Annotated in this window: 17 protein-coding genes; 11 read left to right on the forward strand and 6 right to left on the reverse strand. The window is 71.7% G+C overall.

Annotated elements, in window-relative coordinates; translation table 11 throughout:
- Positions 1-30: 30 nt before the first annotated feature.
- Positions 31-1,407, reverse strand: coding sequence for an ATP-binding protein (locus tag ASG80_RS17780; protein ID WP_082590598.1), 1,377 nt, complete (start codon positions 1,405-1,407; stop codon positions 31-33).
- 51 nt (positions 1,408-1,458) lie between these two features.
- Here ASG80_RS17780 and ASG80_RS17785 point away from each other — a divergent pair, with 51 nt between their 5' ends.
- Both ASG80_RS17785 and ASG80_RS17790 read left to right on the forward strand, forming a co-directional pair.
- A complete protein-coding gene (locus ASG80_RS17785; RefSeq protein ID WP_056733423.1) occupies positions 1,459-2,001 on the forward strand; it encodes a GNAT family N-acetyltransferase in 543 nt (180 codons plus the stop codon).
- 235 nt (positions 2,002-2,236) lie between these two features.
- Complete coding sequence (locus ASG80_RS17790; protein WP_056733170.1) at positions 2,237-3,145, forward strand: helix-turn-helix domain-containing GNAT family N-acetyltransferase; 909 nt, start codon at positions 2,237-2,239, stop codon at positions 3,143-3,145.
- Here ASG80_RS17790 and ASG80_RS17795 read toward each other — a convergent pair.
- Positions 3,142-4,572, reverse strand: coding sequence for an MFS transporter (locus tag ASG80_RS17795; protein WP_235508382.1), 1,431 nt, complete (start codon positions 4,570-4,572; stop codon positions 3,142-3,144). The two genes, ASG80_RS17790 and ASG80_RS17795, sit on opposite strands and share 4 nt — an antisense overlap.
- 56 nt (positions 4,573-4,628) lie before the next feature.
- On the opposite strand from ASG80_RS17795, the gene ASG80_RS17800 reads away from it, so the two are divergent.
- Positions 4,629-5,588 carry a DUF5937 family protein gene (locus tag ASG80_RS17800; protein WP_056733172.1) on the forward strand — a complete coding sequence of 320 codons (960 nt, stop codon included), beginning with the start codon at positions 4,629-4,631 and terminating at the stop codon, positions 5,586-5,588.
- A gap of 41 nt (positions 5,589-5,629) precedes the next feature.
- Here ASG80_RS17800 and ASG80_RS17805 read toward each other — a convergent pair whose 3' ends face one another.
- Positions 5,630-6,604: an NADP-dependent oxidoreductase gene (locus tag ASG80_RS17805; protein WP_056733174.1), complete on the reverse strand. Its 975-nt coding sequence runs from the start codon at positions 6,602-6,604 to the stop codon at positions 5,630-5,632.
- 91 nt (positions 6,605-6,695) lie between these two features.
- Between ASG80_RS17805 and ASG80_RS17810 the strand changes: the two genes are divergently transcribed.
- Positions 6,696-7,400 (forward strand): Pr6Pr family membrane protein, encoded by a 705-nt coding sequence (locus ASG80_RS17810; RefSeq protein WP_056733176.1) that lies wholly within the window; start codon positions 6,696-6,698, stop codon positions 7,398-7,400.
- 8 nt (positions 7,401-7,408) lie between these two features.
- On the opposite strand, the gene ASG80_RS17815 is transcribed toward ASG80_RS17810, so the two are convergent.
- The 3 genes from ASG80_RS17815 to ASG80_RS17825 form a co-directional block, all read right to left on the reverse strand.
- On the reverse strand, positions 7,409-8,203 hold the full coding sequence (locus ASG80_RS17815) for an alpha/beta fold hydrolase (protein WP_056733179.1): 795 nt from the start codon (positions 8,201-8,203) through the stop codon (positions 7,409-7,411).
- A complete protein-coding gene (locus ASG80_RS17820) occupies positions 8,200-8,892 on the reverse strand; it encodes a YqaJ viral recombinase family protein (RefSeq protein ID WP_082590600.1) in 693 nt (230 codons plus the stop codon). Before ASG80_RS17820 ends, ASG80_RS17815 begins: the two co-directional genes overlap by 4 nt.
- Before the next feature lie 113 nt (positions 8,893-9,005).
- On the reverse strand, positions 9,006-10,193 hold the full coding sequence (locus ASG80_RS17825) for an ROK family transcriptional regulator (protein ID WP_156401932.1): 1,188 nt from the start codon (positions 10,191-10,193) through the stop codon (positions 9,006-9,008).
- A gap of 116 nt (positions 10,194-10,309) precedes the next feature.
- Here ASG80_RS17825 and ASG80_RS17830 point away from each other — a divergent pair, with 116 nt between their 5' ends.
- The 7 genes from ASG80_RS17830 (at position 10,310) to ASG80_RS17860 (ending at position 18,516) form a co-directional block, all read left to right on the forward strand.
- A complete protein-coding gene (locus tag ASG80_RS17830; RefSeq protein WP_056733433.1) occupies positions 10,310-11,416 on the forward strand; it encodes a Gfo/Idh/MocA family protein in 1,107 nt (368 codons plus the stop codon).
- Entirely contained in the window at positions 11,413-13,053 is a 1,641-nt protein-coding gene (locus ASG80_RS17835; protein WP_082590602.1) for a sugar ABC transporter ATP-binding protein, read from the forward strand. The genes ASG80_RS17830 and ASG80_RS17835 overlap by 4 nt, the downstream gene beginning before the upstream one ends.
- Positions 13,050-14,108 carry an ABC transporter permease gene (locus tag ASG80_RS17840; RefSeq protein WP_056733181.1) on the forward strand — a complete coding sequence of 353 codons (1,059 nt, stop codon included), beginning with the start codon at positions 13,050-13,052 and terminating at the stop codon, positions 14,106-14,108. The genes ASG80_RS17835 and ASG80_RS17840 overlap by 4 nt, the downstream gene beginning before the upstream one ends.
- The gene (locus tag ASG80_RS17845; protein WP_082590604.1) at positions 14,105-15,262 is read left to right on the forward strand and encodes an ABC transporter permease; all 1,158 of its coding nucleotides are present in this window, start codon (positions 14,105-14,107) and stop codon (positions 15,260-15,262) included. Before ASG80_RS17840 ends, ASG80_RS17845 begins: the two co-directional genes overlap by 4 nt.
- The gene (locus ASG80_RS17850) at positions 15,262-16,464 is read left to right on the forward strand and encodes a substrate-binding domain-containing protein (protein ID WP_056733183.1); all 1,203 of its coding nucleotides are present in this window, start codon (positions 15,262-15,264) and stop codon (positions 16,462-16,464) included. Before ASG80_RS17845 ends, ASG80_RS17850 begins: the two co-directional genes overlap by 1 nt.
- Positions 16,465-16,591: 127 nt before the next feature.
- Entirely contained in the window at positions 16,592-17,461 is an 870-nt protein-coding gene (locus ASG80_RS17855) for a sugar phosphate isomerase/epimerase (protein WP_056733185.1), read from the forward strand.
- Positions 17,458-18,516: a sugar phosphate isomerase/epimerase gene (locus ASG80_RS17860; protein ID WP_056733186.1), complete on the forward strand. Its 1,059-nt coding sequence runs from the start codon at positions 17,458-17,460 to the stop codon at positions 18,514-18,516. The genes ASG80_RS17855 and ASG80_RS17860 overlap by 4 nt, the downstream gene beginning before the upstream one ends.
- Positions 18,517-18,596: the final 80 nt, after the last annotated feature.

Raw genomic sequence — 18,596 nt, forward strand, 5'->3', positions numbered from 1 at the left:
CGGAGGAACGTTCCTCCGCGGCATCCGTGCTCAGCGCAGCGGCACGCCGACGTCGCTGCCGCCCTCGGGCGTGAGCCGGGCGTTCATCTTCACGAGCGAGGGCGTCGGCACGAAGCCGCCCGCGAACAGCGCCTCGCCCTGGCGGAACCACGGCGACCTCGCGAGCAGCGACGTGGGCGCGTAGCCGAAGTAGGTGCCGAGCTCCGCGAGGTCGACCGGCGAGGTCATCTTCATGAGGGCGAGGTTGTCGCACTGCGAGATGATCCCCGGATGCACCTTCGACGGCCGCTGCGTCGACAGCAGGAGCCAGAGGCCGAACTTGCGACCCTCGGCGGCGATCTGCACGATCCGCTCGCGCACGGCGACCGCGAGCGGGGAGTCGAGCCGGGGCGAGCACAGGTTGTGCGCTTCGTCGATCACGAGCAGCACAGGACGCCGCTCCTCGCGCCGCTCCCAGAGGTCGTCGAGCAGCGACAGCGCGACGACGAGCTGCTGCTCCGGCGTCGAGAAGCCGCCGAGGTCGAGCACCGTGGCATCCGGCCGCTCGGCCACCACGTCGGTGACGGCGGTGGCGCCGGCCGCCCACACCTCCCAGTCGAGCACGCCGAGGTTCTCGATGCGCTCGGCGAGCGGATGCGCCTCGTCGCCGGTCTGGGTCCGCTCCCGTAGCATCGGCATGATCTGGGCGAGCTCGCCGGCGCGCATCAACTCCTCGAGGTGCACGAGCCGGTTGTACTCATCGCGATCGACGACCGGGTCGAGCCGCAGCACGGCGGCCTTCGACGGCAGGCGCAGGTCGATGAACCGGGCCCGGAGGGCGGAGTCGCCCTCGCCGCGGGCACGCAGCACCCGGATGTCGCGCTGCGCGAGCGCCTCCGCGGTCGGACCGGTCGCATCGGGGTTCAGCTCGCCGAGCCTCACGAAGTCGGAGTTGGGATCGAAGATCACCACCGGGAGTGCAGTGTGGGCGATGAGCTGCTCGAGCACCACGCCGAGCGCATAGGTCTTGCCGGAGCCGCTCTGCCCGCACCAGAACGTGTGCCGATTGAAGCGGTGCGGGAGGAGCTTCGCCGGCCCGCCGGGCTGAGTGAGGTTCGAGCCGACCTCGAGGAGCGCTCCCGTGGTCTCGTGAAGCGTCTCGATGGTCGCGACGTCGACCTCCTCCAGGGTGCCCGTGTCGAACGGAAGGCTGCGGGCGGTGTCGAGCCCGGCGTCCGTGAGCACGCCGATGAGCCGGCCGCGCAGGCTCGCCGGCTGTTCGTCCGAGCGATCCTCGACGAGCGCGAGCTGCCGTTCACCGTCACCGGTGACGATGACGAGCGACCCCGCCACGAAGCTCGTCCCACCGGCGTCGCCGACGGTGAAGGAGCGGCCGTCGTTCGATCGGGCTTCACGTGCAGCATCCATGCGCCGATCATCCCACCGGAGCGCACGCCCGCTCTGGAAGAATCGGTGACCGTGTCAGACATCTCGATCCGCGTCGCGGGAGCAGCGGATGCCGCGGCGCTCGCCGAGCTCGCCGCGGAGACGTTCCCGCTCGCCTGTCCGCCGTCCACCACCGCCGAGGCGATCGCCGCGTTCATCGCCGCCAACTTCACGGTCGATCGCATGGCCGGGTACCTCGGCGACGCGCATCGCACGCTGCTCGTGGCGGAGGAACCGGGCGGCCGTTTCGTCGGCTACTCGATGCTCATCGCCGGTGAGCCGGGCGATGCGGATGCCGCGGCGGCGGTGTCGGCGCGACCGGCCGTCGAGCTCAGCAAGTTCTACACCCGCGCACTCACCCACGGCACGGGCGTCGTCGCCGGTCCGCTGATGGCGGCGACGCTCGAGGCGGCCGCGACGACGGGCGCGGCCTCTGCGTGGCTCGGCGTGAACAAGGAGAACGCGCGCGCCATCCGCTTCTACGAGAAGCACGGATTCGCGAAGGTGGGTCGGAAGCGCTTCCGCCTCGGCGACCGCGAGGAGGACGACTGGGTGCTCGAGCGACCGCTCGGCTGATCGACCGCGATAGCGGTACCGACGTGACGGGTGTCTTGCCCGGCACCGGCACTGATGCCGAAATAGCATCAGTGCCGGAGTCGGCAAAGGTCGGAGTTGCCGTGGCGGTTTCAGCCGACGCTGCGGAGGGCATCGGCGGGCCGGAGGCGGGAGGCACGCCTTCGCCGATCGCTCCGGCGAGAAGGCCGCCGCGGTCACATTGCATCGCCGCATTTCCCTGACTAAAGTCAGAGATATGTCGAACGAGCCCGAGCGCGAGGCTGTCGACACGGTGCGCGCCTTCAACCGCACGGTGACGAGCCGCATCGGTGCGCTCCAGGACCACTACCTCGGCAGCGACCGCTCGCTCGGCAGCTCCCGCGTGCTCTGGGAGGTCTCGGGCGACGGCGTCGACGTGCGCGCCATCCGCGAGCGGCTGGAGCTCGACTCGGGCTACCTCAGCCGGCTCCTGCGCTCGCTCGAACGCGAGGGGCTCGTGACCGTCGTCGGCTCGGCCGCCGACTCGCGGGTGCGGACCGTGCAGCCGACCGCGGCCGGGCGCGCGGAGCGCGCCGAGCTCGACCGCCGAAGCGACGAGCTCGCGGCATCCGTGCTCGCACCGCTCAGCGACGGGCAGCGGGCCCGCCTCGTCGACGCGATGGGCACGGTGATGCGCCTCCTCGAGGCCGGGCTCGTGCAGGTCGAGCCCGCGGATGCCGCGTCCGACGACGCGCGCCGGTGCCTTGCGGCGTACTACGCCGAGCTCGCCCGGCGATTCCCGGGCGGGTTCGACCCGGGGCGGAGCCTGCATCCCGACACGCACGAGTTCGCCGAGCCGTCGGGACTCTTCGTGCTCGCGCGCCTGCACGGGCGGGCGATCGGATGCGGCGCGGTGCTGTTCCACGACGACGCGCCGGCGTACATCAAGCGCATGTGGGTCGACGACGCCGTGCGCGGCATGGGCGTGGGGCGGCGCATCCTCGTCGCGCTCGAGCAGGCCGCACGCGACCACGGCGCGGCATCCGTCACGCTTGAGACGAACGCGAGCCTCACCGAGGCGATCGCGATGTACCGCGCGGCGGGCTACGTCGAGGTCGAGCCGTTCAACGACGAGGTCTACGCCGACCACTGGTTCGAGAAGCCGCTCGCGCCTGCCGTCGGCTAGCTCCGCGCCGCGAGCGAGGCCGCGATGGGCCGCCCGCGGCGCCGCGACGCCGAGCGTGCCGCAGCCCGCGCGATCGCCCAGGTGCCGAGTCCCGACGCGAGGAACACCGCCGCGAGGATCGCCCAGCCGCCGAACCCGAGGGTGAGCGCGGTCGAGGTGACGAACAGCGGTGCCACCATCGCGCCGAGCGAGTAGCCCATGGAGAAGACGCCCTGGTAGGTGCCCGCCCGCACCGGATCGGCGAGCTCGAAGCTCAACCCCCAACCGCCCGCCTGCGAGAGCACCTCGGCGAACGCGTGGGCGATGGCGGCCGCGACGATCACCGCGACGGCGAACCCCGCGGGCAGTCCCGCCGCCGCGGCATACACGAGGCAGGCCCCGGCCATCATCCAGGCGGCGATGGCCGACACGCGCCCGGCCCGCCGCAGGTCGTGCGTGCCCCGGGAGAGCGGCACCTGGAAGAGCACGACGATCACGGTGTTGAGGATGAGCACCGCCGCCACGAGCACCTCGGGCGCGGAGGTGTGGTTCGCGATCCAGAGCGGCACACCCACCTCGCCCACGCCGAACTGCATGCCGAACACCGCGGTCAGGGCGGTGAGGGCGAGGTAGCGCGGGTCGCGCCAGGGGGAGTGGGCGCGCAGCGCGCGCCGCTCAGCGCGAGCGGATGCCGCGACATCCGTCGACCCCGTCACGGTCGTCGCGGGCGCGACCGCCTCCCGCTCCCGTGCGTCCACGTTCGCCGGCAGTCGCACGAGCTGGGTCACGCCCGCGAGGGACATCACGCCGGCGGCGACGATGATCCAGCGGTAGGCGTCGGCCGTGCCGGCGAGCAGGGCGAGCGCGCCGATGCCGGAGCCGACGGCGATCGCGAGGTTCGTGACCGTGCGGAGCACCGCGCGGGCGTGCACCCGCCGGTCGCCGTCGAAGGCGCGGGCGATGATCGCCATGCGCGTCGAGTTCCCGGCCTGCTCGATCGCCCCGACGAGCACGGCGATGACGAGGGCGCTCGCGAAGTCGTGCGCGAACACATAGCAGATGAGCCCGACGCCGTCGATCACCGAGAGCACCACGAGCAGGCGCCGTGCGCTCACGCGGTCGGCGAGCCATCCGCCCGCGAGCGACGAGAGCACCCCGGCGGCGCTCGCGGCGCCGAGCACGATGGCGACCTCGTGCGCGGGGAGGCCGACGATGAGCGTGAAGTACAGCACCGTGACCGTCAGGAAGATGCCCCGGCCGACGCGGCTGATGAGCGTCGCGATGACGAGGATCCGCAGCACGGGGTCGGCGACCGAGTCGACCATGCGGCGGAGGAGTCCGGCGCGGGGCGGTGCGGCCGCGGCCTGCTCGACCGCCGCCGCGGCGGCGTCGAGCTGGGGTTCGATGATGGGGAGGGTGCCGGTGTCGGGGGTGGGGGTAGGGCTCACGGTTCTGTTCTTCCAGAGCGCGGTGGGCCGTCGAAATCGATGTAGCGTTGTGCTTCATGTTGAGGTACCTGCTCACCGAGGACGACGTCGGCAGCGTGCGCTTCGGCATCTCCCCGCTGTGCGAGCTCGGCCTCTCGCTGCGGGCGATCCGCGAACCAGCCCGGTTCCCGCTGCAGCTCGGCTGGCTGCGCCGCACCGAGGAGGCCCGCGCCCGCCTCGACCTGGCGACCCTCTCGGGCCTCATCGACGAGCGCATGTGGACGCCCGACTTCCTGAACCCGCGCCCGAGCTCGCCGCTCACGCGCCTCGACGAGGAGCTCGACGTGCTGCTCGCGACGCCCGCCGAGGTCTTCCGCGGCGACCTCGTCGCCGTGCACGGACGCGTGCCCGACGTGTTCGCGGGCTCCACGAGCGCCGCGCTCCGCCGCATCGTGCGTGCGCTCCGCCAGCTGTGGGACACCTGCTTCGAGCCGTACTGGCCGCGTATGCGTGCGGTGCTGGAGGCCGACGTCGTCTATCGCGGAAGGCAGATCGCCCAGTCGGGCGTGGCCACGATGCTGAACGGCCTCTCATCGCGCGTCGAGTACGACCACGGCGTCGTGATCGTGCGCCTCGCCGATCCGACCGACCGCGTGCAGGCGATCGACGGCAACGGCCTCACCCTCGTGCCGACGATGTTCACGCGGCGCGCGTCGGCGCCAGTCGGCGACGGCCCGCCCATGATCATGTACTCGGCCCGCGGCCAGGGCGCGCTCTGGGAGGCGGAGCAGGTCGCGAATCCCGCGGCGGTGGCCGCGGTGCTCGGCGAGACCCGGGCGAGCCTGCTCGCAGCGCTCGGCGACCCGGCGTCGTCGACCGAGCTCGGCGTTCGCCTGGGCGTCACCGCGTCGGCCGTCAACCAGCACCTGCGCGTGCTCCGCGACGCGGGCCTGCTCGTCAGCACGCGCTACGGTCGCAGCGTGCTGTACCTCCGCAGCGAGCTCGGCAGCGCGCTGCTCGAGTCGCGCGCGGGCTGAGGCCGGCGGATGCCGCGGCATCCGCTTCCTCGGCGGTCGTGCTACTCGGGGTCGGGCGCGACCCGCAGCACCACCTTGCCTCGCACGTGCCCCGTCTCGAGCAGCCGGTGCGCCTCGGCGCCTTCGGCAAGCGGCAGTTCGCGCTCGACGTGCACGCGCACGGAGCCGTCGTCGATGAGCCGTGTGATGACCGCGAGGGTGCGGGCATCGGGCGACACCGAGTAGCCGGTCGCACGGATGCCGCGGGCCGACGCCTCCTCGGCCATGGTGGGCCACGACCCGGTCGGCACGCTCACGATGAGCCCGCGCCGGCGCAGCACGTCGAGGGAGCGGGTGCCGGTGTCATCCGTCGCGTTGCCGACGAGATCGATCACGACGTCCTGCTCGCCGACGACCTGCTCGAAGCGCGCCGACCCGTAGTCGACGACGTGTCGCGCACCGAGGGAGCGCACGAACTCCACGTTCGGTGCCGAGCACGTCGCGGTGACCTCGGCACCGAAGTACGTCGCGAGCTGCACCGCGAAGTGGCCGACCCCGCCGCCCCCCGCGTGGATGAGCATGCGCTGCCCCTCGTGGGCGCGGGCGGTGTCGACCACGGCGCCCCACGCCGTGAGGGCGGCCAGCGGCACTGCCGCCGCGTCGACGAATCCGAGTGACGAGGGCATCGGTGCGAGGCTCATCGACGACACGGAGATGGCCTCGGCATAGCTGCCGCCGACCCGCGGCACGCGGCCCATGCCGTAGACGCGGTCCCCGGGGTGCAGTGGGTGCGACGCGTAGGGCACGGTCTCGACGATGCCGGCGAAGTCGTTGCCGAGCACGGCGGGGAACGAGCCGATCGCCGCCGCCACTCCGCGTCCTGCCCGGGTCTTGACGTCGATCGGGTTCACCCCTGCGACCACCACCCGCACGAGCACCTCGTCGCTCACCCGGATCGGACGCGGCACCTCGGCCAGGTGCAGCTCGTCGGCATCCCCGGTGCGATCGATCACGAGCGCCTGCATCGTCTCCGTCATCGGCACTTCCTCCCGTCGCAATCCCCACGCACCACTATGCTGCACGCAGAGCGTCTCGGAGCGGGCGGATGCGGCGGGAACGGGGATTTCCATGAGGCGGCTGTTCGGGGTCCTGCGGGTGCTGGCGGCGGCGGCGATCATCGTCGCGATCGTGGGGCAGTTCGCACAGAGCTGGTCGATGGTGCCCGATCGGGTGGCCTTCGTCGTCAACTTCTTCAGCTTCTTCACGATCCTCTCGAATGCCGTCGCGGCGATCGTGCTGCTCGTCGGCGCGTGGTATGCATTCACGCGGTCCGCGGATACGTACTCCTACAACCTCGTGCGTGCCTGCGCGGTCACCTACATGGCCACGACGCTGGTCGTCTACAACCTGTTGCTGCGCGAGATCTCCCTCGACCAGGCCACGACGGTGCCATGGTCGAACGAGATCCTGCACCTGTGGGCGCCGCTCTACCTCGTCGTCGACTGGGTGCTCGCGCCCGGCCGCAGGCACGTCGAGTGGCGCCGGCTCTGGACCATCGCGATCTTCCCGATCGCATGGGTGATCTACTCGATGATCCGCGGCGCGCTCATCGGGTGGTACCCGTACCCGTTCCTGAACCCCGCGCAGCCGGCGGGCTACGGTGCCGTCGCCGTGTACGTCATCGCCATCGCCTCGTTCATCCTGCTCGTCGGAGCCGGCATCATCGCGCTCAGCCGCACCCCATGGCCGCACGAGCCCGAGGAGCCGACGCCATCCGCCCACGTCTCCGTCTCCGGCGAGCGCGATGAGCGCGAGGGCGCCGTCAGGGCCTGAGTCTGGGCTCAGTCGCGCTGCAGCCAGCGACCGACGCGCTCCCGCAGCACCGCCGTCTGCGCCGCCTGGCCGTCGTCGCGTGGGGGCAGCAGCTCGAACATCGTCCGCAGGCCCCCGGCCCAGCGCTCCGCGATGGCGAAGGGGTGCACCGGGTCGCGCGGCGCGCCGACGACGAGCGAGCGGATGTCCCGGTCGGGGAGCTCCGCGAGCTCGGCGTCGTCCGCGAACGCACGGTTGCGCGGGATCTCGACGAGGCGCATGGCCCGGCGCGCGGCATCCGGCGCTTGGAACTGCGAGAGGAGCGCTCGCCCGCCGGCGGGCGAGGCCGCGGCGACCTCCTGGAAGATCGCCCGCTCCCGGAACTCCGACGCGCCGGCCGGCCCGGCCTCGGCGAGGATCTGGCCGATGACGGGGAAGGGCCGGAGGTTCTCCGGCAGCGATCGGTCGTCGAACGCGGGCCGCACGAAGACGGCGCGGCGCACCGGCAGCAGGCCGTCGAGCGCGATGCGCAGCGCGAGCGCCGCGCCCATCGAGATGCCGATGATCGTGATCGGGTCGGATGCCTCGGGGTGGCCGCGACCCGCCTCCGCGAGGGCCGCGGGCACCTGCTCGCACACCTCGGCGGCGAGGCGGTCGATCGCGAAGTCGGCCGGTTCGCCGACCGCCAGGAACCCGCCGTGCGCGCGCACGTCGGGTGCGACGATGAGCTCGTCGGCGCCCGCCACGGCCTGCACGACGGGCTCGAAGATACCGAGGGGCTGTCGGCGGTCGGCGCCGAGCCCGTGCAGCAGCACTGTCGTCACGCGAGCGCTCCGGGGCGGTAGACCGCCCTCGCCGGGTCGTCGGGGCGCAGTGCGAGCAGGACCTCCTCGGCGAGCCGGACGAGGATCGCGATCTGGTCGTCGTCGCGGTCGACCCACCGGCAGCGCGGCTCGTCGCCGATGGGCACGAAGTCCTCGTGCTGCTCCCACACCACGAGCGTGCGCTCGGCGCCGAGCACGTACTGCTGCCACCACACCTGCCGAAGGTAGCCGCGCGGGATGCCGCGCCAGGTGCGTGACGTGGTCTTGATCTCGCAGAGCTCTGGGGTTCCGTCGGCCGCGACCCGGAGCCCGTCGGGCGTCGCCAGGTGCCGCCGGTCGGATGCCGCGTGGAACAGCAGCGTCGACGGCTCGATGCCGTGTGTGCTCCGCACCCACTCTGCGATCACGGGCTCGCGCTGCCGGCCGTGATCGGTGAACCGGCTGCCGCCGAAGCCGCGGAGCGTGCCGTGCAGCTTCTCCCACGCCGCCGATCGCACCGCCGCCCGCGACGAGAGTTTCGCCGCATCCGTCGCGGTGATGCCCTGGGAGCGCGCACGCAACCACGCAACCCGGTCGTTCGAATCGGCCACGATCCGCAGCTCGTGCGGGAGCGGGGACGCCCGAAGCTCCGCTGCGACGCGCGGAGCGACCGACTCGAGGTCGAACAGCGCGAAGGGAGTGTCGGTCACTCCATCACGGTACCCCCGCTCGTCCCCTGCGGACCCGCTCGAAGTCGCGCGCCCGTCAGAACCGCCTGGCGAACGACCGGGAGCGCGAGAAACCCGCGTACGCGTCCGCTGTTTCAGCGGGCGGCGAGCGCATCGATGCCCTCGGGGGAGAGCGCGTGGTGGATGGCGAGCATCGCGGCGCCCAGCACGGCGGCGTTCTCGGCGGCGGCCGACTGCACGATGGCCAGGTGCTCGGTGGCGAGCGGCATCGAGCGCGTGTAGACGACCTCGCGCACGCCGGCGATGAGGTGTTCCCCGGCCCTGGCCATCGAGCCGCCGATCGCGATCACGGAGGGGTTGATGAGGCTCACGCACGCCGTGAGCACTTCGCCGATGTCGCGGCCCGCCTGGCGCACCGCCTGGATGGCATCGAGGTCGCCGCGCTTGACGAGGTCGACCACCTCCCCGCCCGTGCGCACATCGACGCCCTGCTCGCGGAGTGCCCGTGCGATGGCGGGACCCGACGCGAGTGCCTCGAGGCATCCGCGGTTGCCGCAGTGGCAGGGCACGTCGGCGCCCCGCGCGACCCGCACGTGCCCGATGTCGCCCGCGATGCCCTGGGCGCCGCGCTGCAGCAACCCTCCCGAGATGATGCCCGAGCCGATGCCCGTCGCCACCTTCACGAACACGAGGTGCTCGACATGCGGCCAGGCGAGCGCGCGCTCTCCGAGCGCCATGATGTTCACGTCGTTGTCGACGAGCACCGGGACCTCGAGGTGCTGTTGCACCCATCCCGGCACGTCGAAGCGATTCCACCCGGGCATGATGGGCGGATTCACGGGCCGCCCGGTGGAGTGCTCGACCGGTCCCGGCACGCCGATCCCGATCGCGACCAGGTCGCGGCGGTCTCGCCCGAGTTCGGCGATGAGCGCGAGGGCCGCGTCGACCATCCAGCCGAGCACGGCCTCGGGGCCCTGCGCGATGTCCATGCGCTCGCGGCGTTGCGCGAGCACCGACCCGGCGAGGTCGGTGACCGCGAGCGACGCGTGCGAGGCGCCGAGGTCCGCGGCCAGCACGATGCGCGCGGCGGGGTTCAACGCGAACTGCGACGGCGGACGGCCGCCCGTGGAGGCGGCATCCGACACCGGGGTGACCAGGCCGAGGCGCATGAGCTCGTCGACGCGGGCGGCGACCGTCGAACGCGCCAGCCCGGTCGCCAGCGCGAGCGATGCCCGTGTGCGCGGCACGCCGTCGCGGAGCAGCTGGAACAGCTCGCTCGCCCCCGAGATGCCGAGGGCCGATCCCCGACTGATGTCGACCATGCACTGAGTAAAGCACACCCTCTTCACGCATGCGTCGATAACGAAGCTGTCACGACAGCGACATCTTTTGTCGAGGGACTAGCATAAGTTGGCAGAGCTGTGTCAGCATGGCCAGCATGACAACGGACGTCATCGCCCCGGCCCGCACGCTCCGCGCCGGCTTCGTCGGCGGGGGCTTCATGGCCGCCGTGCACTCCCGAGCCGCTCGCGCCGCACGGGCCGAGCTCGCGGGAGGTGCGTCGTCGTCGGCACGAAGCGCACGCGATGCCGTCGGCCGGCTGGGCCTCGACGCCGCGTTCGACTCGGTGGAGGCGCTCGTCGCCGATCCCGACATCGACGTCATCCACGTCTGCACCCCGAACGCCACGCACGCGCCGATCGCGCGTGCCGCGCTCGAGGCCGGGAAGCACGTCATCTGCGAGAAGCCCCTGGCCACCTCCGTCGCGGATGCCGCGGCGCTCGCCGACCTCGCCGCGGAGCGCGGCCTCGTCGCCGCCGTGCCCTTCGTCTACCGGTTCCACCCGATGGCGCGCGAGGCGCGGGCGCGGATCGCACACGGCGACATCGGGCGACTCGTCAGCGTGCACGGCGCCTACCTGCAGGACTGGCTCGCCACCCCGCACGACGACGACTGGCGCGTCGACGCGTCGCTCGGCGGGCCGTCACGCGCATTCGCCGACATCGGGTCGCACCTCGTCGACCTCGTGGAGTTCGTCTCGGGCGACCGGATCGTGCGGCTGAACGCCTCCACTCGCACGGTCTACGAGCGCCGCGCCACCAACGTCGACATCGCCACCGAGGACCTCGTCGCGGTCGTGGTGCAGCTCGGCTCCGGTGCGGTCGGCACCCTGCTCGTGTCGCAGGTGGCGCCGGGGCACAAGAACGCCCTCTCGATCGAGCTGTCGGGCACCGACGCGACCGTGCGGTTCGAGCAGGAGCGTCCCGAGCAGCTGTGGGTCGGGCGGGCTGACGGGGCGAGCGTCATCGACCGCGACGCCGGCCGCCTCGCGCCCGACGCCGCACGGCTCGCGCTCGTGCCTGCGGGGCATCCGATGGGCTATCAGGACGCCTTCAACGCGTTCGTCGCCGATGCCTATGCCGCGATCGGCGGGGTGAGCCCCGAGGGGCTTCCGCGGTTCGACGACGGGCTGCGTGCAGTGCGCGTCACCGAGGCCGTGCTCGCCTCCGCGGCATCCGGCGCCTGGGTGGAGGTGGCCGAATGAGCGCCGGCTACGACTCGGTGGCCGAGGCCGCAGCCGGCCGCGGAGGCGTGACCGAGGCCGAGCCGGTGCTCGTGGCCGAGGGGCTCGAGAAGTCGTTCTTCGGCGTCACGGTGCTGCGGGGAGTGGGCCTCACGCTGCGACCGGGCGAGGTGCACGGCCTCGTCGGCGAGAACGGCGCGGGCAAGTCCACGTTCATGAAGATCCTCGCGGGGGTCTACGACCGCGACGCGGGAACGGTCACGCTCGGCGGCAACGAGGTCGCCTTCACGCACCCGGTCGAGGCCGCGCGGGCCGGCCTCGCGACCGTGTTCCAGGAGTTCAACCTGCTCCCCGAGCGCACGGTCGCGCAGAACGTCTTCCTCGGGCGCGAGCCCAAGCGCGGCGGGTTCGTGGACCGCAAGGCGATGGTCCGGGAGACGCGGGCCCTGCTCGACGAGCTCGGCATCGAGGGCGTCGACCCGGATGCCCCGGTGCGCACCCTCACCGTCGCCGAGCAGCAGATCGTCGAGATCGTGAAGGCGCTCTCGGTCGACGCGCGCGTGATCCAGATGGACGAACCCACGGCGGCGCTCGCCGACCACGAGGTCGAGCTGCTCTATGCGATCGTGCGTCGCCTCCAGGCGCGCGGCGTGGCGATCCTCTACGTCTCGCACCGCCTGAAGGAGATCTTCGATCTCTGCGACACGATCACGGTATTGAAGGACGGGGCGCTCGTCTCGAGCGGGCCCGCCTCGGAGCTCGACACCGACGAACTCGTGCGGCGGATGGTGGGCCGCCCGATCTCCGCATACTTCCCAGGGGCCGAGGAGGGCACCGAGCTCGGCGAGCCGCGGCTCGTGCTCCACGGCGCCGGCAACGCGTACGTCGACGGCATCGACCTCGAACTCCGCGCCGGCGAGATCGTCGGCGTCGCGGGGCTGCAGGGATCGGGGCGCACCGAGCTCGTCGAGGCGCTGTTCGGCATCGTGCCGTTCACGCGCGGCGAGCTGCTGCTGAAGGGCCGGCCCGTGCACATGACCAGCCCGCGGCAGGCGGTGAAGGCCGGAATCGCGCTCATCACCGAGGACCGCAAGGCCCAGGGGCTCGCGCTCAACCAGTCGGTCGCCGACAACGCGCTGCTCGTCATCCGCTCGGTGTTCGCCCGCCGCACGGGCGAGGTGCGCCGGGAGCTGCCCGGGGTGCTCTCCTCGCTCGAGGTCGCCTCGCGCGGGCTCGACCAGGAGGTGCAGTACCTCTCCGGCGGCAACCAGCAGAAGGTGGTGCTCGCCAAGTGGCTCGCCACCAAGCCGCGAGTCGTGCTCCTCGACGAGCCGACCCGCGGCATCGACGTCGGTGCGAAGGTCGCCGTGTACACGCTCATGCGCCGCCTCGCGAAGGACGGCGTCGCCATCCTCATGATCTCGTCGGAGCTGCCCGAGGTGATCGGCATGTCCGATCGCATCGTCGTGATGCACGACGGCCGCGCGTCGGCCGAGCTCCCCGCCATGAGCGACGAGGCCACGATCCTCTCGGCCGCCACGGGCATGCTCCGCGTCGGCGAGGCCGGGCACGAGGCATCCGGCAGCGTCGCCGCGGTCGGCGAGGCGGTCACAGATGCCGCGACGGATGCCGACACCGACGAGGAGGACGACCGATGACCGCGACCACCGCGGCGCCGGCCCGCCGCTCCCGTCGCCGGCGGCTCGACGCGACCCTCATCGTGGGCATCGCGCTCGTGGCGGTGATCGTGATCGGCGCGGTGCTGGTGGCGAGCGTCGGACGCAACTTCTTCAGCCCCGGCAACATCCGCGACATCCTCACCGGGATGAGCGTGCTCGGGTTCGTCGCGATCGGCCAGACCCTCGTCATCCTGTGCGCGTCGCTCGACCTGTCGGTGCCCTACGTCGTGAGCCTGTCGAGCCTCATCGCCGCCGACCTGATGGCCGGCAACCCGGCGAACATCCCGATCGCGGTGCTCGCGGTGCTCGCCACCGCCGCGGTCATCGGGCTGGCCAACGGGCTGATTGTCACGAAGCTGAAGGTCAACGGCTTCATCGCGACCCTCGGCACCGGCCTCATCATCAAGGGCTACCTTGACACCAACTACAAGGGCACGAGCGGCGAGGTGCCATGGGCGTTCCAGGTCATCGGCGCGACCGGCATCGGCCCGGTGCCGGTGTCGACGATGATCATGCTGCTCGTGGCGCTCGCCGCGGCGCTCTTCCTCGCCCGCACCCGCGTCGGCAACCACATGTTCGCGGTCGGCGGCAACGAACAGGTGGCGCGCCTCTCGGGCATCCGCACCGCACGCCCCCTGATCCTCGCGCACGTGCTGTGCTCGATCACCGCGGCGCTGGCAGGCCTGCTGCTCGCGAGCCGTCTCGGCGTGGGCAGCCCGACCGTCGGCATCCAGGGCGGCTACGACCTGCTCTCGATCGCGGCGGTGGTGCTGGGCGGCACCCTGCTCATGGGCGGGCGCGGCTCGATCTGGGGCACCATCGGCGGCGTCGCGATCTTCGCCGTCGTCGACAACGTGATGAGCGTCATGCAGGTGAACCCGTTCCTGAAGGACGTCGTGCGCGGCATCGTCATCGTCGCGGCCGTGGCGATCTACACGAGCCGGTCGCTCGACCGGCGCAGGCCCAGGTTCACGACGGGGGCGACCGGCACGACGACGCCGGATGCCGCACACGAGAAGGAGGCCTCGGCATGAGCGCCGTGTCATCCGACCGGCCGAGCCTCGGCCGCCGGCTCGCCGACCTCGGCCGCATGCTCGTGAGCCCGCGAGGGGCCGTCTTCCTGCTGCTGATCGTGCTGCTCGTGGCGATCGCGCTGCTGAACCCGTCGTTCGCCGAGCCCGGCCAGCTCATCCGCTTCGTGCAGCGCGTGTCGCCCGTGGCGATCGTCGCGATCGGCCAGTACTTCGTGATCGTCGGCGGCGAGTTCGACCTCTCGATGGGCTCGGTGGTCACCGCGCAGGTCGTGATCGCGGGCAACCTCATCGGCCAGGACGACGCGAAGTCGCTGCCCGTGCTGGCGCTCATGCTCGCCTTCGGCGCGTTCATCGGCCTCGTGAACGGCCTCATCGTGACCCTGCTCAAGGTGCCGAGCTTCATCGCCACCCTCGGCATGATGCTCGCGCTGCTCGGCGCCACCCTGTACTGGACGGGCGGGGCGGCCACCGGCAACCCGGCCGACTCGTTCCGCGAGATCGGCAGGGGCGGCATCCGCGACCTGCCGGTGATCGAGATCCTGCCGTGGTCGGTGCTGGTCCTCGTGATCGTGCTCGCCGTGGCGATCTGGTTCGCCCGGCGGCCGTTCGGGCGCACGATCATCGCCCTCGGCGACAACGCGATGACCGCCCGCTACTCGGGCACCCGCAGCTGGTGGGTGAAGACCTCGACGTTCATCATCTCCGCCCTCTCGGCGACGCTCGCCGGCGTGCTGCTCGTCGGCTACGCGGGCGTGCACCCGAGCGTCGGCCGGGGGTACGAGTTCACCGCCATCACCGCGGTCGTGCTCGGCGGCGTGGTGCTCGGCGGCGGGCGCGGCTGGGTCGTGGCGGCGGCCGCTGGCGCGTTCGCCCTCGAGGCCCTCTTCACGCTGCTGAACTTCGCGGGCGTGCCCTCGACGTACCGCGACGCGGTGCAGGGCGTGATCATCATCCTCGCCGTCGCCTACGCGGCGACCACCATCCGCGCGCGCCGACGCGGCCGCGCACTCGAGACCTCGCCGGGGCCAGCTCCGACGAACGACACTTCGCCGGCACCGGTGGCGAAGGAGCCCGATCCGTCACCGGATCCCGCTCGCCCTGCACACATTCCCTCGACGCAGAGGGCTGACAACGAAACCAAGGGAGGTTCGTGATGCGACGCAGGTTCACTGTTGCATCCGCCATGGTCGGCGCTCTCGCGCTGATCACGCTCGCAGGCTGTACCACCGACCCCAACGTGACCGCGCCGACGGAGGACGCCGCCACCGAGGAAGCGGTCGAGTGGTTCGACCAGGAGCTCTACGACAAGCAGGACGCCGAGCGCGACGTCGTGCCGGAAGGCCCGGAGGACCAGCCGTGGCTGCAGTACATCAACGCCGAGTTCGTCGACACCTCGCAGTATGCGAGCACGGGAGCGAAGAAGGCGTGCTTCGCCAACGCCTCCATCTCCAACCCGTGGCGCCAGACCGGCTGGATCACGATGAACCAGCAGCTCCAGGTGCTGCAGGAGGCCGGCGCCATCTCCGAGATGGAGACCCGCGACGCGCAGGACTCGGATGACACGCAGATCGCCGACATCGACTACTTCATCGAGGAGGGCAACTGCGACGTCTTCATCATCTCGCCGAACTCCACGGCGGCGATGACCCCGGCCGTCGAGCGTGCATGCGAGACCGGCAAGCCGGTCATCGTGTTCGACCGTGGCGTGGAGACCGACTGCCCGACCACGTTCATCCACCCGATCGGGGGATTCGCGTGGGGCATCGACACGGCGGAGTTCCTCATCGAGGAGCTCGAGGAGGGCGACAAGGTCGTGGCGCTTCGCATCCTGCCGGGTGTGGACGTGCTCGAGCAGCGCTGGGCGGCCGCCGAGAAGCTGTTCGACGAGGCCGGCATCGACGCGGTCGACTACTTCACGGGAGCCGACCCCGCCGAGATCAAGAAGATCATCTCCGACGAGCTCGCCAAGGGCGATGTGCAGGGCGTGTGGATGGATGCCGGTGACGGCGCCGTCGCGGCCATCGAGGCGTTCGAGGACGCCGGCGTCGACTACCCGGTGATGACCGGCGAGGACGAGATGAGCTTCCTCCGCAAGTGGAAGGAGACCGGGCTCACGGGCCTCGCGCCGGTGTACTCGAACTTCCAGTGGCGCACCCCGCTGCTCGCCGCGCAGATGATCTTCGCGGGCCAGCAGGTGCCCAAGGAGTGGGTGCTCCCGCAGGAGCCGATCCCCGCGGAGGAGGTCGACGAGTACCTCGCGCTCAACGAGAACATGCCCGACGGCCACTATGCGAAGTTCGGCGGCGAGGACCTGCCCGGTTACCCGCAGGTCTGGGAGGACCGGCAGATGCCGTAGGCCGACCCCTCGCTGGTCGAGGAGGCGCGCAGCGCCGTCTCGAGACCCGGTGCAGACTGGGTCTCGAGACGGCCGCGATGCGGCATCCTCGGCCCGCACCATCGGCTTCGGCTCGCAAGGAGGCAGCATGCGCCGCACGATCGGCGTGAACACGTGGGTCTGGACGTCGCCGCTCCACGACGACGCGCTCATCGCCCTCGCCGCGAAGGCGGCCGGCATGGGCTTCGGCGCCATGGAGCTGCCGGTCGAGCAGCCGGGGGACTGGTCGCCGGATGCCGCGGCCGACGTGCTCGCCGAGCACGGGCTCGCTGCCGTCGTGATCGGCGCCATGGGCCCCGGCCGCAACCTCGTCGCCGCGCCCGGCTCCGAGGTGGTCGCAACGCAGAACTACCTCGTACACTGCCTCGGCGTCGCCGAGCGGGTCGGGTCCCGCGTCGTCGCGGGCCCCTTCACCGCGGCGACCGGGCGCGCCTGGCGGATGGACGCCGACGAGCGGGCGGCGCGCTACCGCGAACTGCGGGCGAGCCTCGCGCCCGTCGTGCGCGCGGCGGAGCGCAGCGGCATCCGCCTGGCCATCGAACCGCTGAACCGCTACGAGACGAGCCTCGTGAACACCGTCGAGCAGGCGCTCGAGGCGCTCGGCCCGCTGCTCGGCCCGGGGCTCGGCCTCGCCCTCGACAGCTACCACCTGAACATCGAGGAGAAGCGCGTCGGCGACGCGATCCGCGCGGCGGGCGAGCACCTCGTGCACGTGCAGGTCTGCGGCAACGACCGGGGGGCCGTCGGCGACGACCATATGGACTGGCGGGCCTTCCTCGACGCGCTCGACGATGCCGGCTACGAGGGACCGCTCGGGCTCGAGAGCTTCACCGGCGAGAACGCGACGATCGCCGTCGCGGCATCCGTGTGGCGACCGCTCGCCGCATCCCAGGACGAACTCGCGGAGCGCAGCATCCGCTACCTGACCGCGCTGCAGGACGAAAGGGAACTGTCATGAGCCTTCGAGAGCCTCAGGCCGGCGCGGATGCCGCAGCCGACCGCGCCACCGCCACCCACCCCGTGACGCTCTTCACCGGCCAGTGGGCCGACCTCCCATTCGAGGAGGTCGCGCGCCTGGCGGCGGAGTGGGGGTACGACGGCCTCGAGATCGCGTGCTCGGGCGACCACCTCGACCTGAAGCTCGCCGACGAGGAGCCCGGGTATCTCGACGAGCGACGCGAGATCCTGAAGCGCCACGGGCTCGAGGTCTACGCCATCTCGAACCACCTCACCGGGCAGGCCGTGTGCGACGCACCCATCGACTTCCGCCACGAGGCGATCGTGCGCTCCTACACGTGGGGCGACGGCGACGCCGAGGGCGTGCGACAGCGCGCGGCGGAGGACATGAAGCGTTCGGCGCGGGTCGCGCGCAAGCTCGGCGTCGACACCGTGGTCGGGTTCACGGGCTCGTCGATCTGGCCGTACGTGGCGATGTTCCCGCCCGTGCCCCCGTCGGTGATCGAGGGCGGCTTCGAGGATTTCGCGAGCCGGTGGAACCCGATCCTCGACGTGTTCGACGCCGAGGGGGTGCGGTTCGCGCACGAGGTGCATCCGGGCGAGATCGCGTACGACTACTGGAGCACGGTCCGCACACTGGAGGCGATCGATCGGCGGCAGGCGTTCGGGATCAACTGGGACCCCTCGCACATGATGTGGCAGGGCATCGATCCGGTCGGCTTCATCCTCGACTTCCAGGACCGCATCTACCACGTCGACTGCAAGGACACGCGGTTGCGCCCGCAAAACGGCCGCGCCGGCATCCTCGGATCGCACCTCCCGTGGGGCGACCCGCACCGGGGCTGGGACTTCGTGTCGACCGGACACGGCGACGTGCCGTGGGAGGACTCGTTCCGTGCCCTCGACGCGATCGGCTATTCCGGCCCGATCTCGGTCGAGTGGGAGGACGCGGGCATGGACCGGCTGCACGGCGCGAAGGAGGCCGTGGGATTCATCCGCTCGCTCATCTGGCCGCAACCGACGGCGTCGTTCGACGCCGCGTTCTCGAACCAGTAGCGGGCGGATGCCGCGGGGTGGCCCGTTCGGGCCATCGCAGGATGGCCCGAAGCCGCGATGCCGCCCGGAGCGTGGGCGAG

Source organism: Agromyces sp. Soil535, assembly GCF_001428255.1.
In the GTDB taxonomy this organism is placed as follows: Bacteria; Actinomycetota; Actinomycetes; order Actinomycetales; family Microbacteriaceae; genus Agromyces.